This is a genomic window from Acidaminococcus hominis, assembly GCF_900291475.1.
Taxonomy (GTDB): domain Bacteria; phylum Bacillota; class Negativicutes; order Acidaminococcales; family Acidaminococcaceae; genus Acidaminococcus; species Acidaminococcus hominis.
In genome coordinates this window covers 923,891-948,607 of sequence record NZ_OLMM01000005.1, presented here as the reverse complement: position 1 = coordinate 948,607, position 24,717 = coordinate 923,891, and the positions used below count along the sequence as shown (strand labels likewise).

Annotated in this window: 24 protein-coding genes, 3 tRNA genes and 1 other annotated feature; of the genes, 5 read left to right on the top strand and 22 right to left on the bottom strand. The window is 52.8% G+C overall.

The features are described 5' to 3' along the window. Positions 1-44: 44 nt before the first annotated feature. The 11 genes from zapE to C7E10_RS10825 are packed head-to-tail and all read right to left on the bottom strand — an operon-like array spanning position 45 to position 5,048. On the bottom strand, positions 45-905 hold the full coding sequence (gene zapE / locus C7E10_RS10865) for an AFG1/ZapE family ATPase (RefSeq protein ID WP_105327291.1): 861 nt from the start codon (positions 903-905) through the stop codon (positions 45-47). After that, positions 902-1,663, bottom strand: coding sequence for a DnaD domain protein (locus C7E10_RS12080; RefSeq protein WP_160101880.1), 762 nt, complete (start codon positions 1,661-1,663; stop codon positions 902-904). The genes zapE and C7E10_RS12080 overlap by 4 nt, the downstream gene beginning before the upstream one ends. A gap of 31 nt (positions 1,664-1,694) precedes the next feature. Further along, a complete protein-coding gene (locus C7E10_RS10855) occupies positions 1,695-2,591 on the bottom strand; it encodes an ERF family protein (protein WP_160101877.1) in 897 nt (298 codons plus the stop codon). Positions 2,592-2,610: 19 nt separating this feature from the next. Then, positions 2,611-2,994, bottom strand: coding sequence for a hypothetical protein (locus tag C7E10_RS12075; protein ID WP_160101874.1), 384 nt, complete (start codon positions 2,992-2,994; stop codon positions 2,611-2,613). 9 nt (positions 2,995-3,003) lie between these two features. Further along, positions 3,004-3,369: a hypothetical protein gene (locus tag C7E10_RS10850; RefSeq protein WP_105327288.1), complete on the bottom strand. Its 366-nt coding sequence runs from the start codon at positions 3,367-3,369 to the stop codon at positions 3,004-3,006. A gap of 20 nt (positions 3,370-3,389) precedes the next feature. Beyond that, positions 3,390-3,605 carry a hypothetical protein gene (locus C7E10_RS10845; protein WP_105327287.1) on the bottom strand — a complete coding sequence of 72 codons (216 nt, stop codon included), beginning with the start codon at positions 3,603-3,605 and terminating at the stop codon, positions 3,390-3,392. Beyond that, the gene (locus tag C7E10_RS10840; RefSeq protein WP_105327286.1) at positions 3,602-4,054 is read right to left on the bottom strand and encodes a helix-turn-helix domain-containing protein; all 453 of its coding nucleotides are present in this window, start codon (positions 4,052-4,054) and stop codon (positions 3,602-3,604) included. Before C7E10_RS10840 ends, C7E10_RS10845 begins: the two co-directional genes overlap by 4 nt. A gap of 13 nt (positions 4,055-4,067) precedes the next feature. Continuing rightward, a complete protein-coding gene (locus tag C7E10_RS10835; protein ID WP_105327285.1) occupies positions 4,068-4,283 on the bottom strand; it encodes a hypothetical protein in 216 nt (71 codons plus the stop codon). Positions 4,284-4,297: 14 nt separating this feature from the next. Beyond that, positions 4,298-4,639: a hypothetical protein gene (locus tag C7E10_RS10830; RefSeq protein ID WP_105327284.1), complete on the bottom strand. Its 342-nt coding sequence runs from the start codon at positions 4,637-4,639 to the stop codon at positions 4,298-4,300. Positions 4,640-4,653: 14 nt separating this feature from the next. Continuing rightward, a complete protein-coding gene (locus tag C7E10_RS12070) occupies positions 4,654-4,809 on the bottom strand; it encodes a hypothetical protein (RefSeq protein WP_160101871.1) in 156 nt (51 codons plus the stop codon). Between the two features lie 35 nt (positions 4,810-4,844). Then, complete coding sequence (locus C7E10_RS10825; RefSeq protein ID WP_105327283.1) at positions 4,845-5,048, bottom strand: XRE family transcriptional regulator; 204 nt, start codon at positions 5,046-5,048, stop codon at positions 4,845-4,847. A gap of 167 nt (positions 5,049-5,215) precedes the next feature. On the opposite strand from C7E10_RS10825, the gene C7E10_RS10820 reads away from it, so the two are divergent. The 3 genes from C7E10_RS10820 (at position 5,216) to C7E10_RS10810 (ending at position 7,693) form a co-directional block, all read left to right on the top strand. Beyond that, positions 5,216-5,890 (top strand): LexA family protein, encoded by a 675-nt coding sequence (locus tag C7E10_RS10820; RefSeq protein WP_200820220.1) that lies wholly within the window; start codon positions 5,216-5,218, stop codon positions 5,888-5,890. 84 nt (positions 5,891-5,974) lie between these two features. After that, on the top strand, positions 5,975-6,508 hold the full coding sequence (locus tag C7E10_RS10815; protein ID WP_105327282.1) for a hypothetical protein: 534 nt from the start codon (positions 5,975-5,977) through the stop codon (positions 6,506-6,508). A gap of 48 nt (positions 6,509-6,556) precedes the next feature. Beyond that, on the top strand, positions 6,557-7,693 hold the full coding sequence (locus tag C7E10_RS10810) for a tyrosine-type recombinase/integrase (RefSeq protein ID WP_105327281.1): 1,137 nt from the start codon (positions 6,557-6,559) through the stop codon (positions 7,691-7,693). 232 nt (positions 7,694-7,925) lie between these two features. Here the strand turns inward: C7E10_RS10810 and C7E10_RS10805 are convergent. The 7 genes from C7E10_RS10805 to C7E10_RS10775 form a co-directional block, all read right to left on the bottom strand. Then, a tRNA-Trp gene (locus C7E10_RS10805) sits at positions 7,926-7,999 on the bottom strand. Position 8,000: 1 nt separating this feature from the next. Then, a tRNA-Gly gene (locus C7E10_RS10800) sits at positions 8,001-8,075 on the bottom strand. A 2-nt stretch (positions 8,076-8,077) separates the two neighbouring features. After that, a tRNA-Asp gene (locus tag C7E10_RS10795) sits at positions 8,078-8,154 on the bottom strand. 136 nt (positions 8,155-8,290) lie between these two features. Continuing rightward, entirely contained in the window at positions 8,291-10,726 is a 2,436-nt protein-coding gene (gene pheT / locus C7E10_RS10790; protein WP_105327280.1) for a phenylalanine--tRNA ligase subunit beta, read from the bottom strand. A gap of 18 nt (positions 10,727-10,744) precedes the next feature. Further along, positions 10,745-11,767 carry a phenylalanine--tRNA ligase subunit alpha gene (gene pheS / locus C7E10_RS10785; protein ID WP_105327279.1) on the bottom strand — a complete coding sequence of 341 codons (1,023 nt, stop codon included), beginning with the start codon at positions 11,765-11,767 and terminating at the stop codon, positions 10,745-10,747. 36 nt (positions 11,768-11,803) lie between these two features. Continuing rightward, positions 11,804-11,996: a binding site (T-box leader), on the bottom strand. A 77-nt stretch (positions 11,997-12,073) separates the two neighbouring features. Beyond that, complete coding sequence (locus tag C7E10_RS10780) at positions 12,074-14,449, bottom strand: endonuclease MutS2 (RefSeq protein WP_105327278.1); 2,376 nt, start codon at positions 14,447-14,449, stop codon at positions 12,074-12,076. Continuing rightward, entirely contained in the window at positions 14,449-16,914 is a 2,466-nt protein-coding gene (locus C7E10_RS10775; RefSeq protein ID WP_105327277.1) for a U32 family peptidase, read from the bottom strand. The genes C7E10_RS10780 and C7E10_RS10775 overlap by 1 nt, the downstream gene beginning before the upstream one ends. Positions 16,915-17,347: 433 nt before the next feature. Here C7E10_RS10775 and C7E10_RS10770 point away from each other — a divergent pair, with 433 nt between their 5' ends. Together C7E10_RS10770 and C7E10_RS10765 are read left to right on the top strand one after the other, a co-directional pair. Next, positions 17,348-18,247 carry a helix-turn-helix domain-containing protein gene (locus C7E10_RS10770; protein WP_105325364.1) on the top strand — a complete coding sequence of 300 codons (900 nt, stop codon included), beginning with the start codon at positions 17,348-17,350 and terminating at the stop codon, positions 18,245-18,247. Continuing rightward, entirely contained in the window at positions 18,244-19,161 is a 918-nt protein-coding gene (locus C7E10_RS10765; protein WP_105325363.1) for an IS3 family transposase, read from the top strand. The genes C7E10_RS10770 and C7E10_RS10765 overlap by 4 nt, the downstream gene beginning before the upstream one ends. Before the next feature lie 699 nt (positions 19,162-19,860). Here C7E10_RS10765 and dnaJ read toward each other — a convergent pair. The 4 genes from dnaJ to hrcA are packed head-to-tail and all read right to left on the bottom strand — an operon-like array spanning position 19,861 to position 24,625. After that, positions 19,861-21,027, bottom strand: coding sequence for a molecular chaperone DnaJ (gene dnaJ / locus C7E10_RS10760; protein ID WP_105327276.1), 1,167 nt, complete (start codon positions 21,025-21,027; stop codon positions 19,861-19,863). A 22-nt stretch (positions 21,028-21,049) separates the two neighbouring features. Beyond that, entirely contained in the window at positions 21,050-22,909 is a 1,860-nt protein-coding gene (gene dnaK / locus C7E10_RS10755) for a molecular chaperone DnaK (protein ID WP_105327275.1), read from the bottom strand. A 60-nt stretch (positions 22,910-22,969) separates the two neighbouring features. Beyond that, complete coding sequence (gene grpE / locus C7E10_RS10750; RefSeq protein WP_105327274.1) at positions 22,970-23,572, bottom strand: nucleotide exchange factor GrpE; 603 nt, start codon at positions 23,570-23,572, stop codon at positions 22,970-22,972. 9 nt (positions 23,573-23,581) lie between these two features. Next, on the bottom strand, positions 23,582-24,625 hold the full coding sequence (gene hrcA, locus C7E10_RS10745) for a heat-inducible transcriptional repressor HrcA (protein ID WP_105327273.1): 1,044 nt from the start codon (positions 24,623-24,625) through the stop codon (positions 23,582-23,584). Positions 24,626-24,717: the final 92 nt, after the last annotated feature.

The window sequence follows — 24,717 nt, the reverse complement described above, 5'->3', positions numbered from 1 at the left end:
TTTCAGCTTCCGCTGCTTGTCATCAGTTTTCTTTGCCATCCTTTTCATCCCTCCTGCAGCAGCTTGTCGATCCGGGCCCATCTGTCCTTTTCCTGAGACCGCCGGCGGCGGCTTTTACCGCTGAAGCATACCGGCTTACAGCTCCCGATGATCCGGTCATAGATCCGCCGGTATCCCCAGCCTTCTGCCCCAAAATCCGCCGGGGACAGATTAGTGGTGATGATCATCGGCTTTTTGACCCTGGCCCGTGCGTCGATCACCTGGAATTCTGTTTCCAGGATCCGGGGGTTCTTCTGCTCAATGCCCAGGTCATCGATCACCAGCAGTTCGCAGCCCGTGATCCGATCCAGGGCTGCCGTTTTGTCGTCTTTGGTGGCCCAGTTGGACAGCTCCCGGTCCAGCCGTGCGAATGTAGTCATGAAAGCTGTCCGGTGCTGGGCCTGAAGGGCATTGGTAATGCAGCCGGCCAAGAAAGTCTTCCCGGTCCCCACATTGCCGTAGAAAAGCAGCCCGGCCCCGGCCGCCTTCATTTCGTCAAAATGCTGGAAATAGTTCCAGGCCAGCCGGGTATGTTCTCCCTGCCAGTCGCAGTGCTGGAAGGTCAGCCCTTCCAGCTGGGCCGGAGAAAAGCCATAGCTCTGGAGCTGGCTGATCCGGTAGCTCTGCTGCTTCCGTTGGTTTTCCAGCTTTTCCCGGTCCGCCTGCTGCTTCTCACAATCGCACATGACGGCCACCTTCCGGGTTTCCCGCTTGCCTTCGTCGTCGGCCAGCCATTGGATCAGCGTTTCCCGGCGCTGGTGGCACTTCCCGCATACCAGGCAGCCATCGCTGTCCGTGTAGTCCCATGGCCTGGGCGTAACTCTGTGCCCGGCCAGTTTTTCGAGGTAATCCTTGACTTCGTTCATAGCTCGAATCCCTCCCGTATGAGATCTTCCCTCTCTGCCGCCGTCAGGGTCTTTTCCCTTGCCGGCTTCCGCTGCATGATCGGACCGCCTTTAGCCTTCCAGGACTTCAGGATCCCGGTAATATAGCTCAGCCGCAGGGCTCCCTGACGGATAGCCTCCCGGATAGCGCCCTGGACCCAGGCAGATCCGTAAGTCTCTACCAAGTCGCAGAGCATATCCCTTTCCACCAGTCCGCTGAAAGGATGGACGTTCTTCTCGAACAGCTCGCACGTTTCTTTCATCCCTTCAGAGGACGACAACGAAACAGTAGTCGTTGTTTTGTTTATTTCTTGTTTATGTTTAAGTATGTGCCCAGGTTGTGGTTCGGATTGTGGTTCGGATTGTGGTTCACTTTGTGGTTCATATTGGGTCACAAATGGTTTGTGGTCCAATTGTGATTCACTTTGTGGTTCATATTGAACCACACCGTTATCGCTGAAGAAGATGATTTCGTATACAGCGCTCTGGTTCCCTTTACGAGAATAGAACTTGATTCTGCCCATCTGTGACAGCGCATTCCTCGCCCGCTGAAAAGACGATTTAGATAAGCCCGATCTTGCGCACAGTAAGCTGGCAGAAGCATTGAACCGGCTCTTCCAGTGAGCCTTGTTCGCCGTGAACATCAAGGCGTGCCAAAGCGAGATGGCGTCCGGCTTGATTTCAGTTGTTTCTGCCCAGTTGTAAAATGCGTTGATCTCATAAATCCAATTTGGCTGCAAAGAAATCACCCCCTTTCCTTAAAGTTTTCCATCAAAACGGTACTTCTTCGTCAAAGATTGGCTGTTCCGGGTCACCGAACTGATCCATGGGGCTATTGGGAGCAGGAGCAGGCGCCGGTTGCTTTTCCCGCCAGATCCCGTTCACATTGGTCCAGCCTTTTTTGATCATTTCATCCCCAATGGCAGCATAGGCGTCCCGGTACTGTTTGAAGCCCATGCTGGCAAAATCAGCAGCCCCGAACTGGCTGGCCACATTGGACGGGTACTTCTTGACTTTTTCGCACATGGTTTCCAGGATTTTGACCTGGTTGGGGTTAGGATGGTCCTTGATGAACCCGGGCTGTGGGAACGGATGGTTCCATTCGTACTTCTTCCCCTGGGCCTGCTGTCCGGCTGCCGGTTTCTGCCGGCTGCTGTATCCCTGCCCCTGAGTGTAGCTGCTTCCCTGGCTTTGTTGCCCATCTTCATCATCGTCCAGGGCAATCCCCAGGAGACGAGTAACACTGTACCGGCTGGCAGAGGTGCAGGCCGCCCCGGCCCCAGTTATCCCTCCTTTTTCGTTGTTCAGAAGGAATGGACCGGACACGATCTTTTCCCCGCTTTCCGGGTGGCTCAGGATGGTCAGCACTCCAAAAGCGGTGTTTCCTGCCTGGATCGGCGGTTGTTTCAGTTCCAGGCCTGCTTCCAATAGAGATTCCTCAATGGAATTTAGCAGGTCAGAGAACGCCACATACCAGTAGGAAAATTCCACGCCGGTCCGGGTTTTCACCCTGGCCTCGCAGGACTTCTTCAGACCCTTATTCTTGATGCTTTGGTGAAACACCTGGAGGGCTTTGTCCAGGTGCTTCGTGCTTCTGGTTTCCCGGTATCCGGGTACGATCTCGATCAGCTCCAACGGATCCGGTTGTTTGATTACTTCGTCACTCATGATCTTCCCTTTCCTTTCGTCACAAGGCTTTCTTTGGCAGGATTGCCAGGGCGGCTTCCAGCTTTTTCTTTCTGGCCTCCAGCCGGGCCGTCCAATCTTCCCGCATCTTCTGCCGTCTGGTCTCTGCTTCCGGTGAGTCATCCAGGAAGTCAGCTTCCAGTTGGACCAGCTTCTTTTCCAGTTCCTTTTCTGATTCCTGATTTAGCTTGCTCGAGCCAGACTTTTTTTCAGTTCGGGACTCAGCTTGTAAGACGGTGGTTTTATTTTCTCTTGCCAGGTCCTTTTTTGCCGGAGGAAAATATCCGGTAACAAATGGCCTGTTCAGGTAAACCTCTTTGGCCCCGTGCCATTTACGGTTTCGTTCTTCGTCGATCCACTGCATGGTTTGCCAAATCTCACCCATGGCAGCCTCCTAGGCATCGTATTTATCTGTATTGTCTTTATCTACATGGTCCGGGCCAAAATCCGGATCAAGACCGAATCTTGTAACGGCCGCTGAAAAAGCTGCCACTAACAGCCACCCGGCGGCCTTATTTTCGGCGGCGTTCTGGAAAGCATGGATAATCTGCTGCAGCAGGAAGATAACCCCGAAAGTAATGGAATCCCTGCTCCCATTCGATGTGATAATGCTATCTACCGGTTGCATTTTCTCCATTTCATCGCTATCCAACGGGCAGTTCCCCAGGTACAGCAGCAGTGTGTAATCCTTTTCCCTGGCTCTATCCTTCAGTTCGTTCGCCAGTCTTGCCGTTTCTTGGTCAATGGAATAGTATTTCATTTCAAATCCTCCCTTTTTAATCAGCCAAACGCGGCCATGGTAGCCGCAAACAGGAACAGGGCCATGCCTGCCCACATGCCCAGGACAAAACCCTGGAACCGGGGCCCCAGGCGCTGTACCCCGTCCCAAATGACGGCCACCAGCCAGCCGGCCAGGTCCCACAGAGTCATTGCCGCCACAAAGGGCAGCAGGATCATCAGCACCGGAAGCGGTGCTTTTTTCGGTTCTTTCCTCATTTCGTCTCCCTCCCGATCAATGTTGCCAGTGGGATGTCCAGCTTGTCCGCGATTTTCAGCCAGGTTAGAACCCCGAATTGGTTGTAGCCTCTCAGCACCTGCCGCAACCGGCCATCGCACAGGCCCAATTGACGGTTGAACTCCTCCACCGTTTTCTTGTGCCGCTTCCGGATCTTTTCCAGGTTTCTGAGCCCAAAGGCTGCTTCCTTTCTGGTGATCCTGGTAATAAGGTCCCTGTGCTTGCTCATTTCTTCCAGGTTGGTATCCAGGGCCTGGCAGATTTTTTCCAGGTCCTTTTCTTTTACCGTTTGGATGCTGCCATTTTCCACCTGGGAGAGCCAGGACCCGCAGTGACCGGCCTGGATTCCCACTTTGGTGCAGGTCTTCCCTAGGATGATCCGGCGGTACCGGAGGTTGTTCAGGATGTCGTTTATCATCATGGCGTCCATTTTCCCACCTCCCCTAGTAGCTCTTCGAAATCAGGAATGCTTCAAACATCCTGATATTGATTAGAAGCATCCTGCCGTAGGCAATGACGCCTTTTTTCCATTTTCTGTCCCGCTGCATCTGATGGATCAGGTTCCGGGCCGATGTTTGGCCCAGGCTGAACCGCTTGCAGATGGTGGCGACTTTCCCGTATTCTGGCGCGTCGTCCGCCAGCTTTACTTTGACCTCCATAACGGGCCTCCTTTCTAATTATCTTCATCCAGCTCTAGCTCTGTCTGGGCATCCCGTCTGATCGGATACTGTGGCTGAGCTCTTTCCTTTATTACCTGTTCCATGAATGGGCAGTTTTTCTTGTGCCCTTTGATGTTCTGTACAATCGGTTCATAGGGGAGCAGCTTGCAGGTTCGGAAGTTCCGAATCTTTGCACCGCCCGAGTTGCCGACTTTGCCAGTAAAATGGCACGCCTTGCAGGTTGCCGATGCCCAACCAATTTCAACTTTAGGGCACAGCCCAAGACCGCCTTCGCTTCGTGGGTGCCTCTGATACTTGTCCGCAAATGGGCAGATGCTGCAGTCCGTGTTAATCATTGTCTGATTCCTCCTTACGCTTCCTCCAGCAGGTCCCGCCACACCGTGCCAGGGACCACCCGGAGCCCGTGACAGGCGCATTTGTAAAACACCCGCCATTTTTCCCGGCGGCTTACAATGCGGGGCCAGATCATATACACATAGTTGGTATTTGGATCTCGATACTGCATGTTGTCACCTTGTTAGCTTGCGTTTACGCAAGTTATTATGCAAAAAAAATACTGTTGGATTCTTCATCACTCAAGACCAGAAATTCCTTGATTTCTTGAATTTCTTTCCGATTAAAATCACTAATACCGCTCATTTTGCGGTATAAAGTCGCAGGATTAATCCCGATGTGCGCAGCCACACTTTCTAGAGTCTGCTGTTTCTTTTCAACGGTATACTTGAAAAGAGCCTTATCAAACATTCTATCCACCCCCTTTTAATCTTGCGTTTCCGCAAGATTATGATACCACAGCATTTTCTTTTTTGCAATACGTTTCTGCAAGTCTTTTTGCGAATTCGTTTACAACTATTGCAAAAACGCAAGTGCAACAATATAATATAACTATCTGTAAAAGGAGTGTGATTTGAGTGAAACCAGTAAAAGACATCATTAAAGCAAAAAGACTAGAATTAGGTATGACAATGAAAGAACTAGCAGAAAAGGTTGGCGTTAGTGAGGGCACCGTATCCAGATGGGAATCTGGAGAAATTGAAAATATGAGACGGAACGTTATAGTATCATTAGCAAAAGCCCTTAAATTAACGCCCGCTGTGCTTATGGGCTGGAATGATCCAGAGCCCTCTTCCATAACCTACACCCTTCCCCCATCTCATGGAGAAGATTCCGTGATGGTCCCAGTCCCTGGGGGATACCGCATACCTGTACTGGGGAAAGTTGTGGCCGGAGTTCCCATAAATGCCGTTACGGATATATCTGGTTTCGAAGAAATTCCCGAGCAGATGGGCCGTGCCGGGGAATTTTTTGCATTAGAGATAAAAGGCCGTTCCATGGAGCCCACCCTTCACGAAGGAGATGTGGTCATTGTACGCCAGCAGCCGGAAGTCGAAAACGGGGAAATTGCCATCGTGCTGATCAACGGGGACGAGGCCACTGTGAAGGAAGTCAAAGAATCCCCAGAAGGCCTGACCCTTATCGGCCACAACGTGGCCATTTACACCCCGCACTTCTATAACCGCAAGGAAATCGAATCCCTCCCCATCCAGATTTTGGGGAAGGTGGTAGAGCTGCGAAGAAAGTTTTGAGGGAAATCGCCTTTCCGGTTTTCGAGGCCGTTGAAAGCCCTAACTGTAAAAAATAATTGAAATAATAAGGTCGTGAGGCAATGTATGGCTTATGTAGTGGAAGATTCTAATGAAAAAAAGGCTCGTAAGGCAATTTACACAAAGGACGATATTATCCGACACGAAGAACTGTTTTTCGATGAACTTGCCCATCAATTAAATCAGGCAGGTATTAGTGGAAATCTTCTTCATGTTCATAAGTTCAAAGATGGCACTTTGAACCTGCAGTACAAAAACATGCAGTTTGGAAGGGTGAAATTCTCCCGTTTTGGGCATACTATACAGGTCATAACGCCTTCAGCTCAGGATGACATTGATATTTATTGGTTCAAAGGCGTCACCTTCGAAAAATTGTTGAACTATATTCCTAGGCTTGTTAATTATGCAAAACATTTAAAGACGTCAGAGCTTGTGCTCCCTTCTGGAATTGACAGCGGGCAGCCAGCTGCCAATTCTAATTCAAAAATGACAAGAGTACGGTCAAGCACTGCAAACGAAAATAGTACAGGCTGTCTTTTGGTTATTCTGATAATCGCCATTATTTTATTTAGCTACGCCATTTATAAGCTCGTAGGTTAGAAATAGCCCTGCCGGTTTGGCGGGGTTACATTAAAAAGGAGTCTTTGTATGTGGATTGAAAAGAATAAAAACGGTTTTGTTTACCGGGAGACTTATGTGGACCGGCTAACCGGGAAGCGGCGCAAGGTATCGGTCACCCTTCCGTCCAATTCCCGGATTGCCCAGAAAGCTGCCAGGGAAAAGCTGCAGCAGCTGATCGCTGAAAAGCAGGAAGCCGACGCACCTACCCTGCTGTTTGATCTGATCGGCGCCTATATGGATGCCCAGAAAGCTTTCGTAAAGGCCACTACCTTCAAGAATTACGTGACGGTCCGGGCCAAAATTGCCAGGTATTTCCCGGAAGACACCCTGGTGGGCAGGATGACCCCGGCCATGATCCAGAAAATGCTGGATGAAATCGTGCTGCAGAATTCCGTAGTTTATGCGGGGAAGGTCCTGACCATGCTGCGGGGCTCTCTGAACCGTGCCTACAAGCTGGGCCTCATTAACTCCATGGACCTGGTGAACCGGGTGGAAATCAAACGGCCGCCCAAAAGCATCCAAGCCGTAGAGAACCAGCGGGAAAAATTCCTGTCCAGGGTGGAACTGAAGCAGGTCCTGGCCGCACTCCGGAAGATCTCGCCCCTGGTGGCCGACGCCTGCGAACTGCAGGCCCTCACAGGCCTCCGTTTCGGGGAGCTGGCAGCCCTCCGGGATCAGGACTATGAAAAGGACAGCCTGTACGTCAATGGAACCCTCCAGTGGGGCCTGGGGAAAGGAGAGCAGCCGGTCCGGGGCACCCCGAAAAACGTCTATTCCATCCGCCACGTGGCCCTGGATACCCGGTCCCGGGAAATCCTGGACTACTATATGCTGAAGAATAAGCGGCGGCGGGCCTGGTACCCTACATCCCATGACAAAGCCGGAGAAAAATGGATTTTCACCACCCGGGAAGGCGGCCCCCTGGATATTACCTTTGTGAACCACATCCTGAAGAGGATCCATTTCCCTAAAAAGCTGACCACTCACATTTTTCGACACACCCATATTTCCCTATTGGCGGAACAGGGTGTTCCCCTGAAAGCAATCATGCAGCGGGTAGGACATAATGATCCCACTACCACCATGGCCATCTATACCCATGTGACGGAAGACATGGCAGAAAGCGCCGTAAAGGCCCTGGATGCCCTCACATCCGCAAAGTGATTGAAATCCGGAGAACCGCGTCCTACCTTGCTCTACAGGGCATGATTCCCTATTTTTTATAAAAAAATATCCCTATATTTTCCAAATAGGGAAAATATAGGGAATCCGTCCGTGCTTTACACGATATTTAGTGATACATGACAACAGGTTAGAATCCTGAAAATCAAGGCTCCATGCGGGTTTTGGCTATTGCCATGTACCGCTTTGTATCGTCATGTTTCGTAAAATCAAATGGCAGGAGTACTAGGATTCGAACCCAGATCGACGGTTTTGGAGACCGTAGCTCTACCATTGAACTATACTCCTGTGGAGCGGAAAACGAGATTCGAACTCGCGACCCCCACCTTGGCAAGGTGGTGCTCTACCACTGAGCTACTTCCGCATTGGCGACCCAGGACGGACTCGAACCGACGATCTCCGCCGTGACAGGGCGGCATTCTAACCAACTGAACTACTGGGCCATTTGTTTTTTGTCAGTTCCCTGACAGGTGTATATATTATCATAGTTGGGCAGGTTTGGCAAGAGAAAAATTAAATTTTTTTTAGTTTTTTTCTTGCCTTTTTTCTGCCACTTTTTCAATTGAGTTTTGCTGTACCCTAGTCTCTCAAAATGCCCTGGAAGGTGGTTTGGACATGGTCCACTACCTTCTTGATGATAGGATCGATTTCCTGGTCCTGGAGGGTCTTATTCAGGTCCTGGAAGGTCAGGCTAAAGGCTACGGACTTGCACCCTTCCTTCACCTGTTTACCGGTGTACACGTCAAACAGTTTGACGCTGGTGAGCAGCGGCCCTGCCTGGCTGCGGATTTCTTCCTGAAGGTCGGCAGCGGATACTTCCTGGGGCACCACTACGGCAATATCCCGGGAGGTGTTGGGGAACTGGGGAATATGGGTGAACTGGGGCACCCGTTTGGCGGCTTCGGTCAGGCAGTTGACGTCGCATTCCAGTACGTAGGTTTCGCTGCTGAGGCCAAAGCGTTCCTGGACCTGGGGATGGACAGCACCCAAAAAGCCGATGACGTTGTCGTTATAGACAATGTAGGCACTCTTGCCAGGATGCAGGAAGGGTTCATCGGCAGCCCGGTAGGTCAGGCCGGTGACCTGGAGTTTTTCCATCAGGCCTTCAAAAACGCCCTTCAGATCAAAGAAGTCGAAGCTGTCCTTGCTTTCCGTCCAGTTCAGTTCGTTCCGGCGGCCGCTCAGGGCAATGCACAGGCGGGTCTTTTCTTCCGGTTGCTCCGTAATGGGCAGGCCCTTGGGGATAAATACCCGGCCCACTTCAAACAGGGCAATCCGGTCGTTCTGCCGGGCCTGGTTGTAGGCAGCGGTGTTCAGCAGGCTGGGCACCATGGTAGTGCGCATGGTCTTAAAGTCATCGCTGATGGGGTTCATAATCTGCACTGCCTGGCGCCGGGCGTCGTCTGCCTGAAGGCCCAGCTTGTCAAAGCAGTTTGCGTTGATAAAGGTGTAGCTCATGATTTCGTTCAAGCCGCAGTCGGTGAGGTAATCCCGCATGGTGTCCTTCACGTCTTCTACAGGAGCCTGGCCGCCGCCTGCCATATCCAGCTGGGGCAGCGTGGAGGGCAGCCGGTCGTAGCCGTACATCCGGGCCACTTCTTCGCTCAGGTCCGCATCACAGGTGCAGTCCTTACGCCAGGTGGGCACGATTACCCGCCAGGAGCCGTCAGCTTCCTTGTTGACGGTAAAGTTCAGGTTGGTGAGGATTTCTTCCATTTCGGCATCGGAAATGTCCATGCCAATGCGTCCCCGGAGGGCAGCGGGCACAGCCTTGATTTCCACCGGTTTTACTTCCACCGGGTAGGCTTCCACAATGCCGGCCACGGACTGGCAGGCACCCATTTCTTCCAACAGGTGCACCGCCCGGTTCAGGGCATCGTGGTCGGTAATGGTATCCACGCCCCGTTCAAACCGCTGGGAGGCTTCACTGCGCAGGCCCAGGGCTTTGGAGGTGCGGCGGATGGTGGGACCATGGAAGGTGGCGGATTCCAGCATGACGTTCACGGTCTTGTCCGTCACTTCCGTAGCCAGACCGCCCATTACGCCGCCCAGGCCAATGGCCTTTTCCGGGTCAGCGATAACAATCATATCCGGGGTCAGGTCCCGTTTCTGGCTGTCCAAGGTCACCAGGGTTTCCCCTTCCTTGGCCCGGCGGACAATCCAGGTATGGTCCTTCACCTGGTCGTAGTCATAGGCATGCATGGGCTGGCCCAGTTCCATCATCACGTAGTTGGTCACGTCCACCACATTGCTGATGGGACGGATGCCCACAGCCCGCAGCACCTTCTGCATCCATTCCGGAGATTCGGTAACCTTGATGTTCTTTACCATACGCAGGGCAAACCGGGAGCACAGGTCCGGGCATTCGATGGAAACCTTGCCCAGGTCTGCCACGTTGCCGCCGGCAGCGTCCAAGGTGGACAGTTCGGGCAGCCGCACGGGTACCTTGGTGAGTGCCCCAATTTCCCGGGCCAGGCCCAGCATATTGAAGCAGTCGCCCCGGTTGGCGGTCAGGTCAATATCCAGCACCACGTCGTTAAGGCCCAGCAGGTCCTTGACGTCCACGCCGATGGGAGTGGTATCCGGCAGAATGAAAATGCCTTCCCGCTGTTCAGGCAGCAGGAGTTTGGCATCAATGCCCAGTTCCTCGGCGCTGCACAGCATGCCGTTAGAATCCAAGCCGCGCATTTTGGCTTTCTTGAGTGTCATGCCTTTGGGCAGCGTGGAGCCTACCACCGCCACCGGCACCAGGTTCCCCTGCTTCACGTTCTGGGCACCAGTGAGAATCTGTACCAGTTCTCCCTGGCCCAGAGCCATCTGGCACACCCACAAATGGTCGGAGTTGGGGTGGCGCTCGATTTGGGCCACCTTACCGGTAATAACGCCTTCCAGGCCCTTGCCCAGGTGAATGACCTGCTCCACTTCCAGGCCGGCCCGGGTCAGTTTCTCCGCCAGGTCTTCAGGAGAGAGGGTAATATCTACATATTGTTTTAACCAATTGATCGATGCTAACATATTCGCTTTGCCTCCTATTTAAAACTGGCGGATGAACCGCAGGTCATTTTCAAAGAACAGACGCAGGTCATCGATGCCGTAGCGCAGCATGGCAATCCGTTCTACGCCCATACCAAAGGCAAAGCCGCTGACCTTGTCCGGGTCATAGCCGCTCATGCGCAGCACGTTGGGATGCACCATGCCGGCGCCCAGAATTTCCAGCCAGCCGGAGTTCTTGCAGACCCGGCAGCCGGAGCCGCCGCAGATCACGCAGCTGATATCCACTTCGCAGGAAGGTTCCGTAAAGGGGAAGAAGCTGGGGCGCAGGCGGATTTTTACCGAAGAGCCGAACATTTCCTTGCAGAACAGTTCCAGGGTGCCCTTCAGGTCAGCCAGGCTGATGTTCTTGTCCACCACCAGGCCTTCCACCTGATGGAACATGGGAGAATGGGTGGCGTCGTAGTCGTTCCGGTATACCGTGCCGGGGCAGATCATGCGGATGGGGGTGTTCCCCGGTCTTTGCTGCATGGTCCGGGCCTGGACGCCGGAGGTCTGGGTACGCATCAGAATATCTTCGGTGATGTAGAAGGTGTCCTGCATATCCCGGGCCGGATGGTCCTTGGGCAGGTTCAGGGCTTCAAAGTTGAAATAGTCGGTTTCCACTTCCGGGCCTTCTTCCACCTCAAACCCCATATGCATAAAGACTTTCTTGATTTCCCGCAGGGTTTGGGTTACCGGATGCAGGTGCCCCAAAGCCGGCTGACGGCCGGGCAGGGTAATATCCAAGGTTTCGGCAGCCAGTTTTTCTTCCATTTGACGGGCTTCCAGCACCTTCATTTGTTCGTTGATCCGTTCCTCCATCTTGGCCCGGACTTCGTTGACCATTTTGCCGATTTTCGGCCGTTCTTCCGCAGCCACGTCCCCCAGGGTACGAAGAATGGAGGTCAAGGCCCCCTTCTTGCCCAGGTATTGCACACGGATATTTTTCAGGTCTTCTACGCTCTTTACTTCACTCAGATCCTTTTGGATCTTTTCCCGCAATTCCTGCAGCTTGTCACTCATAGCAACGCCTCCTAAAAAAATAAACCTCCACCCCTGGTTAGGGGCGAAGGTTCGCGGTACCACCCTATTTTGTACTCTTTAGCCGGTAACGGGGCCAGCGCCGGGCCTACTCCGTTCAGCCCGAATGCTCCCAAGTGAACTTCACCTGCCGGTCCGGGTGCGGCTTTCACCTGTTCCGCACTCTCTGTGCCTTTCCACTGCAAGCTACTCTCTTGTTCATCGCACAAGTATGAAATTCGTTCATGCCCTATATTATAACATGACGGGGCAGGAACCGCAATATTTCTTTGGTTTCTGTACAGCTCCCTATTTCACGTACACAATGGTGGCACCGAAGCCGCCTTCGCTTTGGGGAGCGATTTCCGTTTTCTTCACGTTGGGATGCTGGTTCAGGTACTCAGTAAGCCCCTTGCGCAGCATGCCCGTGCCCTTGCCATGGACCAGCCGGAACCGTTCCATGCCGGCCAGAAGCGCATCGTCGATGGCCTTATCCACATAGGGAATGGCCTCGTCCACGGTTTTGCCCCGGACATCAATCTGGACCGTGGCGTCCTGGGCCTTCTTCACAAACAGGTTATGGCTCTGGCTGGTGGTCCGGCGCAGGGTCTTATGGGTGGAGGTTTTGGCCGGCTGGTTTTCTTCCTTCAGCAGCAGGCAGTCCTTCATCCGGGCGTTCATTTTCATAATGCCAATGCGGACGGTGACCTCATTGCCGTTAATGGCAGCGATGACCCCGCTTTGGCCCAGCTTCTTCACGTACACGTGCTTGCCCACGGCGGCGTTTCCGCTGGTGAGCCCCTGACCTTCCGGCACCGGTTTGCCGTCAATGGAGAAGTTCTTGTTCAGGATTTTCCGGGACAGTTCCGCCAGTTCTTCCACCTTGGTGGTTTCCACGATATTCTGGTTGGCCCGGAGTTCCTTCAGAATGGCCGTGCTTTCCTTCCGGGCGTTCCGGTATAGTTCGTCGGCCTGTTCCCGGGCCTTGCGCAGGATGGCGTTCTTGCTCTTATCCAGCTCGTTTTTCTGGTGGACCAGCTCGTTGCGCAGGTATTCCGTTTCCCGGCGGAGGGTTTCGATTTCTTCCTTCCGGCTTTCGTATTCCCGGCGTTCCCCTTCCAGGTTCTGGAGCACCCGTTCCATATTGCTGTGCCCTTCCCCGATGAAGGTTTTGGCCCGGTCCAGGATTTCCTGGGGCAGGCCAAGCCGCTGGCTGATGTAGAAGGCGTTGCTGCTGCCCGGCACGCCCATCAGCAGCTTGTAGGTAGGCCGCAGGGTTTCCGGGTCAAATTCCACGCTGGCATTTTCCATGCCCTCGTGTTCGTAGGCAAAGGTCTTCAGTTCGCTGTAGTGGGTGGTCATAATGGTGAGCACGTGCTTGTCGTACAGGTACTGGATCATGCTCATGGCAAGGGCCGCACCTTCGGTGGGGTCGGTCCCCACGCACACTTCGTCCACCAGCACCAGGTCCCCTTCCCGGACCTCGTCCAGGATACTGATCATGTTCTTCATATGGCCGGAGAAGGTGGACAGGCTCTGCTCGATGCTCTGCTCGTCGCCAATGTCCGCATAGACCCCGCCAAAGACCGGCAGCACCGCTTCCTGAGCAGGTACAAAGAGCCCCGCTTGGGCCATCAGAGCAAAAAGCCCCACGGTTTTAAGGGCTACCGTCTTACCGCCGGTATTGGGGCCGGTAATGAGAAGCGTGGTAAAGCCGTCCCCCAGAGTAATGTCCAGGGGCACCACCTTTTGGGGATCCAAAAGGGGATGGCAGCCCTTGGTAATGCGCACCCGCTGGGCCGTACCCATCATAGGCCGGCAGCAGTGGAGGTGCTGGGCCATATTGGCCTTGGCGGAAATCAGGTCCACCTTGGCAGCTACGTCCAGGGAGCTCAGAATATTGTCCGCCTCAGCCCCCACGTGGCTGGTCAGGTTCCGCAGAATCCGTTCCACTTCCGCCTGCTCCTCCAGGTGGTACTTCTTGATGTCGTTGTTCAGGTTCACCACCGCCATAGGCTCGATGAACAGGGTGGCCCCGGTGGAAGACTGGTCGTGGACCACCCCGGGGAAGTTCAGCCGGTATTCCTGCTTGATGGGAATAACGTACCGTTCCTCTCTCATGGTAACCAGGGCGTCCTGGAAGTACTTCTGGTTGTTGGGGTCGTGGAGGATGGCATTTAACTTATCCTTCACCCGGTTTTTGGCCACCAGAATGCCGGTGCGCAGGCCGGCCAGCTTCACGGAGGCGTTGTCCTTGATATCCCCTTTTTCGTCCAAAGCGGAGTTTAACTGCTTCATCAGCCGGGAGAAATCCCCCAGCTCCGGGCCGTAGGTCCGAAGGGCTGCGTAGTCGTCCTCCAGTTCCACCAGAAACTTTTTCAGGTGCTGGAGCCCTTCAATGGTATCGTTAATGGCCTTGAATTCTTCCGGCTCCAGGATGCTCCCCACCCGGGTGCGCTTTACCATGGCGGTAATATCGCTCATGCCGCCTAGGGGCAGGCGCTGGCCTTCCTCCAAAAGCCGCAGGGCTTCGGCGGTTTCTTCCTGGGCCAGTTTCACTTTTTCAAAGCTGGAGGAGCTTTGGAGCTCCAGGGCCAGTTTCCGTCCCAGGGACGTACCGGCCTCCTTTGCCAGCATTTCTTTGACTTTATCAAATTCCAGTGTATTTACGGCAAATCTGGCCATTATAAGACTCCTCTAAAATAATGTCCCCGGGTGGTATGGGGCGGATTCTCCTCCACCCGGCTTTCCCCGTCCAGAAGCCCCCGGTAGGTAGCTACCGTCACTCCTACTTCTTCCGGGGTGTAGCTCCGGAGGTCCAGGCGCAGTTGGGCAATGCCCAGTTTTTCCATATCCTTTACATGGGCCTGCATGGACAGGAAATGGCCGTTCAGCACGTGCATCCGGCCGTATTGGTCCTGCTTCAGGGGGAAGTGTTCCTTCTTCCGGTCTTCCAGGTAGGTGGGCTGCTTGCACTGATAGCTGCAGCTGCCCTTGTCCAGGTGCCCCAGGAAACTGCCGGTGACGCAGTATTCGGACACCATCATTTCCAGGGCCCCTTCCGCCAGGCAGGCCACCGGCAGCGGGGATTTCCGCACCAGGCCCCCTACCTGGGCAAGGGTCAGTTCCGGTGACAGGGTGACGCCGGCAAAGCCCTGTTCCAGCCAGAACAAGATGCTCTGGCTGTTAAAGATATTCAGGCCGTAATCGGCCCACAGGGGAACGCCGGTTTCCCGGGCCATTTCCACCAGACCATTATTGGCCAGGAGGAACCCGTCCGCGCCCCACTCTTTCCATTCCTTAAACGCATGGGCAAAGTAGCCCAGCTGGCCTTCGCTGACAATCCGGGAGGTGGCGGCCACCCACTGCTTGCCCCTGGTTTTGGCCCAGCCGGCCACGGTCTGGTAGTCCTGGGCCCGGAGCAGGGGCAGGCTGTAGCTGTCCCCGCCCAGAATCAGCACATCGGCGCCGGCATCCAGGGCAATCTTGGCCTTTTCCAGGGTATCCACATGGACCGCCAGTTCGCTGTGCTTGCGCAGGGTATGGTTTTCCCGCTCCTTCAGCCAGGCGTTCTGCCAGGTGACCTTCTTCCGGCTGGGCAGGAAGGCCTCCAGCCGGTTGTGGGTCAGCTGCTCTGCCGCCAGGCGCCGGGCTTCGTTGATTTCACTCATGGGCACCATGACCCCGTCATCCACTTCCAGAATCAGCTCGCCCAGGGAGAACTCGGTGGTTCCCAACCGGTCAATCTGTTTCCGGACTGCGGCTTCGTCCAGGGCGTGTTTCCGGGCCTTTTCCACAATAAATTCCGTTTGGCCATAGCCCTGGTTGCCGTCCTCATCGGTCATGGTCACGATCATGGGCTGGCCCAAATGGGCGGTGACCAGTACGCTTACCGGCAGCCGGTGCTTGTGCTCAGGGCCAAAGAACTGGGCAGCGTACTGCATCAGTTCGTTATCATAGGTCCGAAACACCCGGTCGTTTAACCGGATGCCCCGGGGTACGGCGATGGTCACCTGGCTGCCGGCCCGGGCCGCCGCCGTTTCCTTGCCTCCGCATTTCATTTTTTCCACCGTGGTCCCTACCCGGCCCCCTACGCTGACCCAGAACTCCAGGCCGTCGCCCAGGTGCAGGTCCTTGTCCAGCTTGATGGTTCCCGTAGCAAAGTCCTTGGACAGGGAAGCCACCCGGCCAATAAGCACGCCCCGGTTGTTGGGCCGGCGGTCGCTGATCATGGTGCGGCCCGGCTTCTTTTCCAGGTAGGCCGTGGTAAAGTCCCGGTTGAAAATCTGTTCGATGTTCTTCCGATCTTCCTCGGGCACGTGGTAGTTGCCGGCAAAGTAGCTGTCAATGGCCCGGCGGTAAATATCCGTAACCACTGCCACGTATTCCGGCCGCTTCATCCGGCCTTCAATCTTAAAGGAGCGCACCCCTGCCTCAATGAGCTGGGGCAGCACGTCCAGGGTATTCAGGTCCTTGGGACTCAAAAGGTAATGGCCTGCATCTACGTGGCTCAGCAGGTCCTCCCCCTGTTTGTCCACCAGGGTATAGGGCAGCCGGCAGGGCTGGGCACACCGGCCCCGGTTGCCGCTGCGGCCCCCGATCAGGCTGCTCATCAGGCACTGGCCGGAGTAGCAGATGCACAGGGCGCCGTGCATAAAGGTCTCAATCTCTCCCGGGGTCTTTTCGCAGATGGTCTTCAGTTCCTTCAGGGTGGTTTCCCGGGCAGGCACCGCCCGGACCATGCCAGCGTGGCAGGTGAAAATAGCACCGGCCGAATTGGTAACGGTCATCTGGGTGCTGGCGTGAAGGAGCAGCTCCGGCACCACTTTCCGGGCCAGCCGGATAACGCCCATATCCTGGACGATGATGCCGTCGGTACCGATATTGCTCAAAAAGGTCAGGTAATCCCCCAGGGCGGGCATTTCCTCGTCGTCCACCAGGGTATTTACCGTAACAAAAATCCGCACCCCGTGCAGATGGGCAAACTCCATGGCCCGCTTCAGTTCGTCGGGACCGAAGTTGTCGGCGTAGGCCCGGGCACCAAAGCTGCTGCCTCCCAGGTAGACGGCGTTGGCGCCAGCGTTAACGGCAGCTTCCAAGGCTTCCCAGGTGCCAGCCGGGGCCAGTAATTCTATATCATTTCTTTCCATGAATATTCTCCTATATGACAGGTTTCCTCAAATTAGACTCTGACTTATTATTTTACCATAATTGGTCAGGGAGTTCCACGGCAACCTGTGAGGGGTAAAAAATGGATATTGCAATCATCTACGTACTATGATGCTTTCTCAATACCCGTTCTACACATGGCCAGTATGGCCTAAGACTGGCCCCTGAGCGGTTTGCTGCTAGCTGCGCAGCTGCGTCCTAAGGACTTGCTTTGCAGGCAGCTATCGCATGGGCCTTATTGACCAAACAGCCACTTGCAGAATTTGTCGGGCTGTTTGGATGCGGCCGCAAAACGTTGTAGGGGCTGGCAGTCCGTAGGACTGACTGAGGAAGTTTGTTAAAATGTAGCCATAAATATGGGGTTTAAACCTCATCCGTCGCCTCCCGGCGACACCTTCTCCACGCTGGTATGCTATGAATAAAGTAGACTGGCATATAGTTAAACCTCCTGGATTCGTTGAAAGGAGAGTATGTAAAATGTCTATATCGAAAGTCAGTGCAGAGGATAAATTAAAGGCTGTCAAAGCTGTTCTTGCTCATNGCTGGTATGCTATGAATAAAGTAGACTGGCATATAGTTAAACCTCCTGGATTCGTTGAAAGGAGAGTATGTAAAATGTCTATATCGAAAGTCAGTGCAGAGGATAAATTAAAGGCTGTCAAAGCTGTTCTTGCTCATGAAGAATCACCAATGGTTTCTGCAAAAAGGTTAGGGGTTCACTGGAAAGCAGTACAGTATTGGGTAGATGAATATATAGGAAATGGTCCTGAGGTATTTAACAAAAGACAGGTTAAAAGTTATTCTGCTGATCTTAAGATCCAATGCGTAGAGGAATATCTTAAGGGCGAAACGACTATGTCCCAGCTGGTACAAAAATACGGATTAAAAAGTTCTCGTCAAATCAGAGACTGGTTAAAGAAGTATAATAGTCATGAGGAACTAAAAAGTTCGGGTACTGGAGGTGCCAAGATCATGACTAAAGCTAGACAAACGACCTTTGACGAGCGCGTTGAAATCGTAAAATACTGCATTGAAAACGGGAATGCTTACCATGAAACCGCTGAAAAGTTTAAGGTTTCCTACCAGCAAGTCAGAAATTACGTCTTAAAATATAATAAGTACAATACCGAAGGACTCATAGATGGGCGCGGACACAGGAAGCCAGTAGAAGTCCCTGAAGAAGCCCCTACAGAATATGAGTGTATGAAAGCTGAACTCAAACTGGCTAATGCAAAACTCAAAGCCAAGGATATGGAGATTGATTTCCTAAAAAAACTCGATATTGTGGAAAGGAGGCGGGATTCACACAAATAAGATATGGAGCCATTTATGAAGCCATTAAAGAACTGCACGCTGAAAAGAATTACCCTATTCTTGGCCTGTGCAAATTGGGAAAAGTGTCCCGGGCCGGCTACTACAAATGGCTTCATAGAGAGCCTTCAGCACGCGAAATTGACGACAAGGAAATTGCTAAAAGAATAGAAGAGATATACAAGGCTGACCCAGCTAAAGGGTACAGACGAATAGCTGATGACTTACGAGCCCCAAATAAGAAGATCTATCCTGACACGAAACCAATAGCAATTGGTGACGGTCGCGTTCTTCATCTTTGTCGAGTGATAAATATAAAGTCTACGATTAAATATGCCCCTAAGGGCTGCACCCAGCGTGCAATAGATCCTGCATACATTGCAGAAAATATCTTGAATAGGGAATTTAAAGCCGATGCCCCTAACCAGAAATGGTGTACTGACGTCTCAGAATTTCACTACTATGAGGGGGTAGTTGTGCATAAGGTATATCTGAGCGCGATTATTGACCTGTATGACAGACGAATTGTTTCCTATGTGATAAGCAACCGGAACGATAAAAATTTGGTATTCAATACCTTCAATAAGGCATTGTTGAAAAACCCTGGCGCGCATCCCCTGTTTCACTCTGACCGGGGATTCCAATACACCTGCAGGGATTTCCGCAAGATGATTCTAGATGCTGGTATGACGCAGAGTATGTCACGGATAGGAAAATGCATTGATAATGGCCCGATGGAAGGCTTCTGGGGCATGCTGAAAAGAGAACGGTACTATACTCGTGACTTCGACAGCCGTAAAGCTTTGGTAACGATGATTAATAACTACATGGAGTATTACAACAGTGGCCGTTTGCAGCGGAATTTGGGCCGTTTGACCCCTATGCAAAAACATAATAGCTACCAAATGGCGGCGTAGAGGTTTATATTATTAGGAACTGTCTACTTGACGGGGAGCACACCACGCTTGCAGAAGGCATTCAAGCCACTACTGATCAGCTGCTAACTGAACTGTAGTATTAGTATTGAGAAGAACTGAAAACCGTTTGGGCACCCCCCCTTTAAAGCGTTGCGCTCACATCTAAGAGTCCAACAATTTTTCAAAGGGATTCTTGGTTAATGTGAACCATGTGATAGCAGTCTGTGAATCAAGCTCTTTGAGTGCAGATGAACAGCTAGCTGCGAACCACTAAGGAAGTTTAATTTTTTCCTTTCAAATCCCCCCAAAAATGTCCGCGGATTGCACTACACCTCACCCGGACAAACTCCGGACAGAAAAAGAGCCTTCTGCCTGGGGAAGCAGAAAGCTCTTTTTCGAAAGGAAGTTGTTTATGATGATTTGATGGGGAAGATGTAACAAGGAGGGGTAATCCCTGTTACAGTTAAAGTATAACGCATTAGCCGCAAAAAATAAACCCCTATTTTTTGAATTAATTGTGAAATAAATATAACAAAACGCTCGATATGTCAAACTCCTTGTATTTCTGCGGTCCAAACACATAATATTCTTCTTAGTGTTTTTATAATTAATTGCTTTGTGTTTTGTTTGGCTACCCATTTTCCATTTGCACCCAGAAAAAAACAGGGCCGCTCCTCAAGGAACGGTCCTGTTTCAATCCTATTTGAACAAATCTCTTATTTTGTTCATAAAGCTTTTTTCTTCCGGGTTGATGTTGCTGCCGCCGGCTTCTGCGAACTTCTTCAGTGCATCTTTTTGTCCATCGCTGAGGCCCGTAGGCACAACCACCTTTACCCGTACCAGCTGGTCGCCTTTTTGTCCTGTACGCAGGCTGGGAATCCCTTTTCCTTTCAGGCGCAGCACCTTATTGGGCTGGGTCCCTTCCGGAATCTTCACCGTAACCTGGCCATACAGGGTCGGTACCTTGATTTCATCGCCCAGGGCTGCCTGGACAATGCTGATAGGCACTTCACAAGTGACCGTAGTACCATCTCGTTCAAAGAACTTGTGGGGTTTCACGTACAGGTATACGTACAGATCCCCAGGGCGTCCGCCCCGGAAGCCTGCTTCCCCTTCGCCGCCAACCCGCAGCCGGGATCCATTATCCACGCCCGCAGGAATCTTGACCTTCAGTTCTCTCTTCTTCTTTACCCGGCCAGTACCATGGCAGGACTTGCAGGGGTTGGTGACAATCTTGCCCGTACCATTACATTTGGGGCAGGTATGCACGTTGACCACCTGGCCAAAGAGAGAATTCTGGGTAACCCGAATCTCCCCTGTACCATGGCATTGAGGGCAGACCTCCGGCTCGCTGCCGGGAGCAGCACCCGTACCATGACAGTCCGAGCACTCCTCCTCCCGGTTCAGGCGAACCTTCTTTTCGGTGCCAAAGGCAGCTTCCTCAAAGGTAATCTGCATATCCATCCGCAAATCCGAACCCTGGCGCGGGCCCCGGTCAGCCTGACTCCGGCTGCGGCCGCCTGCTCCGCCAAAGAACATATTGAAGATGTCGTCCATGCCTTCGCCGCCAAAGCCGCCGCCAAAGCCCTGGAAACCCTGGAAGGGGTTCCCGCCAGCAGCCCCGGCGCCTCCCCCGTTCTGGAAAGCCGCATGGCCGTATTGGTCATAGGCGGCTCTCTTTTGGGGATCGCTGAGTACGCTGTAGGCTTCGTTGGCTTCCTTGAACTTCTCCGCTGCCTCGGGGTTGTCTTTGTTCAGATCAGGATGATACTTACGTGCCAGTTTGTGATAAGCCTTCTTCAGCTCATCTGCGGTTGCGTTTTTGGACACACCCAGCACTTCATAATAATCTCTCTTGTCTGCCATCAGTATCTCCCTCTAGGAAAGCTTATTTCTTGTCGTCGTCCACAACTTCAGCGTCAACTACATCGTCGTCGGCTTTCTTGCTTTCGCTGCCTTGGGCACCTGCACCTGCGCCAGCATTAGCGCCTGCGCCGGCACCAGCACCGGTGTTCTGGTTTTGTTTGTACAGTTCTGCGGACAGGTCATACAGCGGTTTTTGCAGGGCTTCGGTACCAGCTTTAATTTTGTCGGTATCGTCGGACTTCAGGGTTTCCTTCAGGGAAGCGATGGCGTCTTCTACCTTCTTCACCAGGTCGTCATGACCCTTGCCGTTCATATCTTTTACCGTCTTTTCAGCCTGGTAGATCAGGGTATCAGCCTGGTTCTTGGCTTCAACGGCTTCCTTGCGTTTCTTATCGGCTGCTTCGTTGGCAGCAGCTTCCTTCACCATCTTGTCCACTTCTTCCTTGCTCAGGCTGCCAGAAGACGTAATGGTAATCTTTTGTTCCTTGCCGGTGCCCAAATCCTTGGCGCTTACGTTAACGATACCGTTGGCATCGATATCGAAAGCAACTTCGATTTGAGGTACTCCCCGGGGAGCAGCAGGAATGCCACCCAGTTCGAAACGACCCAGGGTCTTGTTGTCGGCAGCCATTTCCCGTTCGCCTTGCAGTACATGGATATCTACAGCCGGCTGGTTATCAGCAGCGGTGGAGAATACCTGTTTCTTGGAGGTAGGAATGGTGGTGTTCCGGTCAATGATCTTGGTCATTACGCCGCCCATGGTTTCAATACCCAGGGACAGAGGAGTAACATCCAGCAGCAGAACGTCTTTTACATCGCCTGCCAGTACGCCGGCCTGAATGGCAGCGCCCATAGCAACGCATTCATCAGGGTTTACGCCGTGAGCAGGATCCTGGCCCAGGGTTCTCTTGATGGCTTCCTGAACAGCAGGAATACGGGAAGAACCGCCTACCAGCAGAATCTTGTTGATGTCTTTGGGGCTCAGGTTAGCATCGGACAGGGCTCTGTGGGTGCAGTCGATGGTCCGGTCAACCAGGTCGCTGGTCATTTCGTCAAATTTGGCTCTGGTCAGGTCCATATCCAGATGCTGCGGGCCATTGGCGCCTGCGGTAATGAACGGCAGGTTGATGTTGGTGGTCAGCATGTTGGACAGTTCAATCTTGGCCTTTTCAGCAGCTTCACGAATCCGCTGCATAGCCATCTTGTCGCCGGTCAGGTCAATGCCGGTGTCTTTCTTGAATTCGTCGGTCATCCAGTTCATGATGCGCTGGTCGAAGTCATCGCCGCCCAGGTGGGTATCACCGTTGGTGGATTTTACTTCGAATACGCCGTCGCCCAGTTCCAAAATGGACACATCGAAGGTGCCGCCGCCCAGGTCATAAACCAGGATGGTATGGTCATCGGTCTTATCAATGCCGTAAGCCAGTGCAGCTGCGGTAGGTTCGTTGATAATCCGTTTTACTTCCAAACCGGCAATCCGGCCAGCGTCCTTGGTGGCCTGCCGTTGGCTGTCGTTGAAGTAGGCAGGAACCGTAATAACGGCTTCCGTTACTTTTTCGCCCAGGTAGCGTTCTGCATCGCCCTTCATCTTTTCCAGAATCATGGCAGAAATCTGTTCCGGGGTGTAGTCCTTGCCATCAATGGTCACGGTGTATTTGGTGCCCATGTGCCGTTTGATGGAGCTGATGGTCCGTTCCGGGTTGGATACGGCCTGGCGTTTGGCCAGCTGGCCTACCAGTCTTTCACCGTTTTTGGTGAAGCCTACAACGGAAGGAGTCAGACGGCCGCCTTCCTGGGTGGTGATTACCGTAGGTTCGCCGCCTTCCATAACGGCTACTACGGAGTTGGTGGTACCTAAGTCAATACCTATAATCTTAGACATAATGAATTCCTCCTGTCAAATCTCGCTTCTTACGCTTTACGCAAAGGTTTTATCTATCAATTAAGAGTTACGCACAACACGAACCTTGGAATGGCGGATGACCTTGTCGCCGATCTTGTAGCCCTTTTCCAGGACCAGATCCACGCTTTCATCCGGCAGGTCAGGGTTCCCGCCCTGCATAACGGCCTCATGAATGTTGGGATCGAAGGGTTTTCCTTCCGCAGGAATTTCCTCGATGGACAGATTCTTGAGGGCTTTTTCAAACTGCTTGTGGATTTTTTCCATCCCCACTTGGATGGCGCTGGTATCAGTGGAGTTCTTCAGGCTTTCTTCCGCCCGTTCGAAGTTGTCCAGCACCTTCAAAAACTCCTTGGAAACCTGGGCCGTAACAAACTGGCTCAGCTGTTCCCGTTCTTCATTGTTGCGCTTTCTGAAGTTATCGAAATCTGCCTGCAATCTTAAAAGACGGTTTTGCAGGTCCTGGATTTCCTTGGCCTGTGCGTCAATCTTGGCATCCTTGGGATCCACGGCTTCTGCTTTGCCTTCCTCAGTCTGGGCCTTGGCATCTGCCTTTTCAGCAGCCTGTGCGGCGGCTTGTGCCTGTGCTTCAGTTTCAGCTGTGGCAGTAGTTTCTTCTTTTACCTTCTGCTGTTCTTCTACCATAGTTCCTCCCTACTTTTCGTCTATTTTACTCATAACCACCCGTAGGTAATCATGCAGGTAATCCATAACGGAAATTACTTTCTTGTACTCCATGCGGGTTGGCCCCAGTACGGCCAGGGTTCCAATCACCTGTCCGTTCAGCCGGTAGGTGGCCTGAATCATACTGCAATCTTGGATGCCGGAGAATTTGTTTTCGCTGCCAATGGTCACGCGCATGCCCGAATGGGCACTGTCCGCTTTCAGCATATCCTTGAGCATCTGCTCCTCTTCCAGGACGCTGAGCAGCTCCTTGATCCGTTCCGGATCCCGAAATTCCGGCTGGCTCAGCAGCTGCTTGGTACCTCCCAGGAACATCTTGTCCTCACTTTGTCCGGACTGCATTTGCCGGATTCCCTTGATCAGGGAAACGTACAGGGCTTTGTCCCCTTGGAGGGTGTCGCGCACTTCTTGCAGAACCGCATCGGTGATATCGTTCAGCTTCATCCCATGAAGTCTGTTGGTCACCCGTTCTGCCAGGGCATCCATTTCCATCTTGCTCATGCCGGCAGGGATTTGGATTACACCATTATCCATCTGCCCGTCATCTTCTACGATGCACAAAATGGCTTGATGCTCATTCAGGGGCAGGAACCGGATATAGGAAAAAGCACTTTCCCGGTCCTTGTTGGCCAGCACCACGGACACGTTCTTGCTCATCCTGGATAATATCTTGGCGGTGGACTGAAATATGTCATCGATGCTGTGTACCCGTTCTCGGTACCAGCTGTTGATCAGCGCCACATCATTGGGTGAGAGGGTGTCCGGTTTCACCAGAGAATCCACGTAGTAGCGGTAGGCTGCTGCGGAGGGAATCCGGCCAGCCGAAGTGTGCGGCTGCTCCAAATAACCCAAAAGCTCCAGATCGGACATTTCGTTCCTGATGGTAGCGGGGCTGATTCCCAGGTTGTATTTTCTGGCGATGGTGCGAGATCCTACAGGCTCAGCCGTTTCGATATAATCTTCAATGATGAGTTGAAGTATTTTTTTCTTGCGGTCACTTAGCACTGTAATCATCTCTTTTCTAGATTGTTAGCACTCAAACCATTGGAGTGCTAACATCTAATGGTAAAGATACACCTATTTAGTCAAATTGTCAATACTTTTGA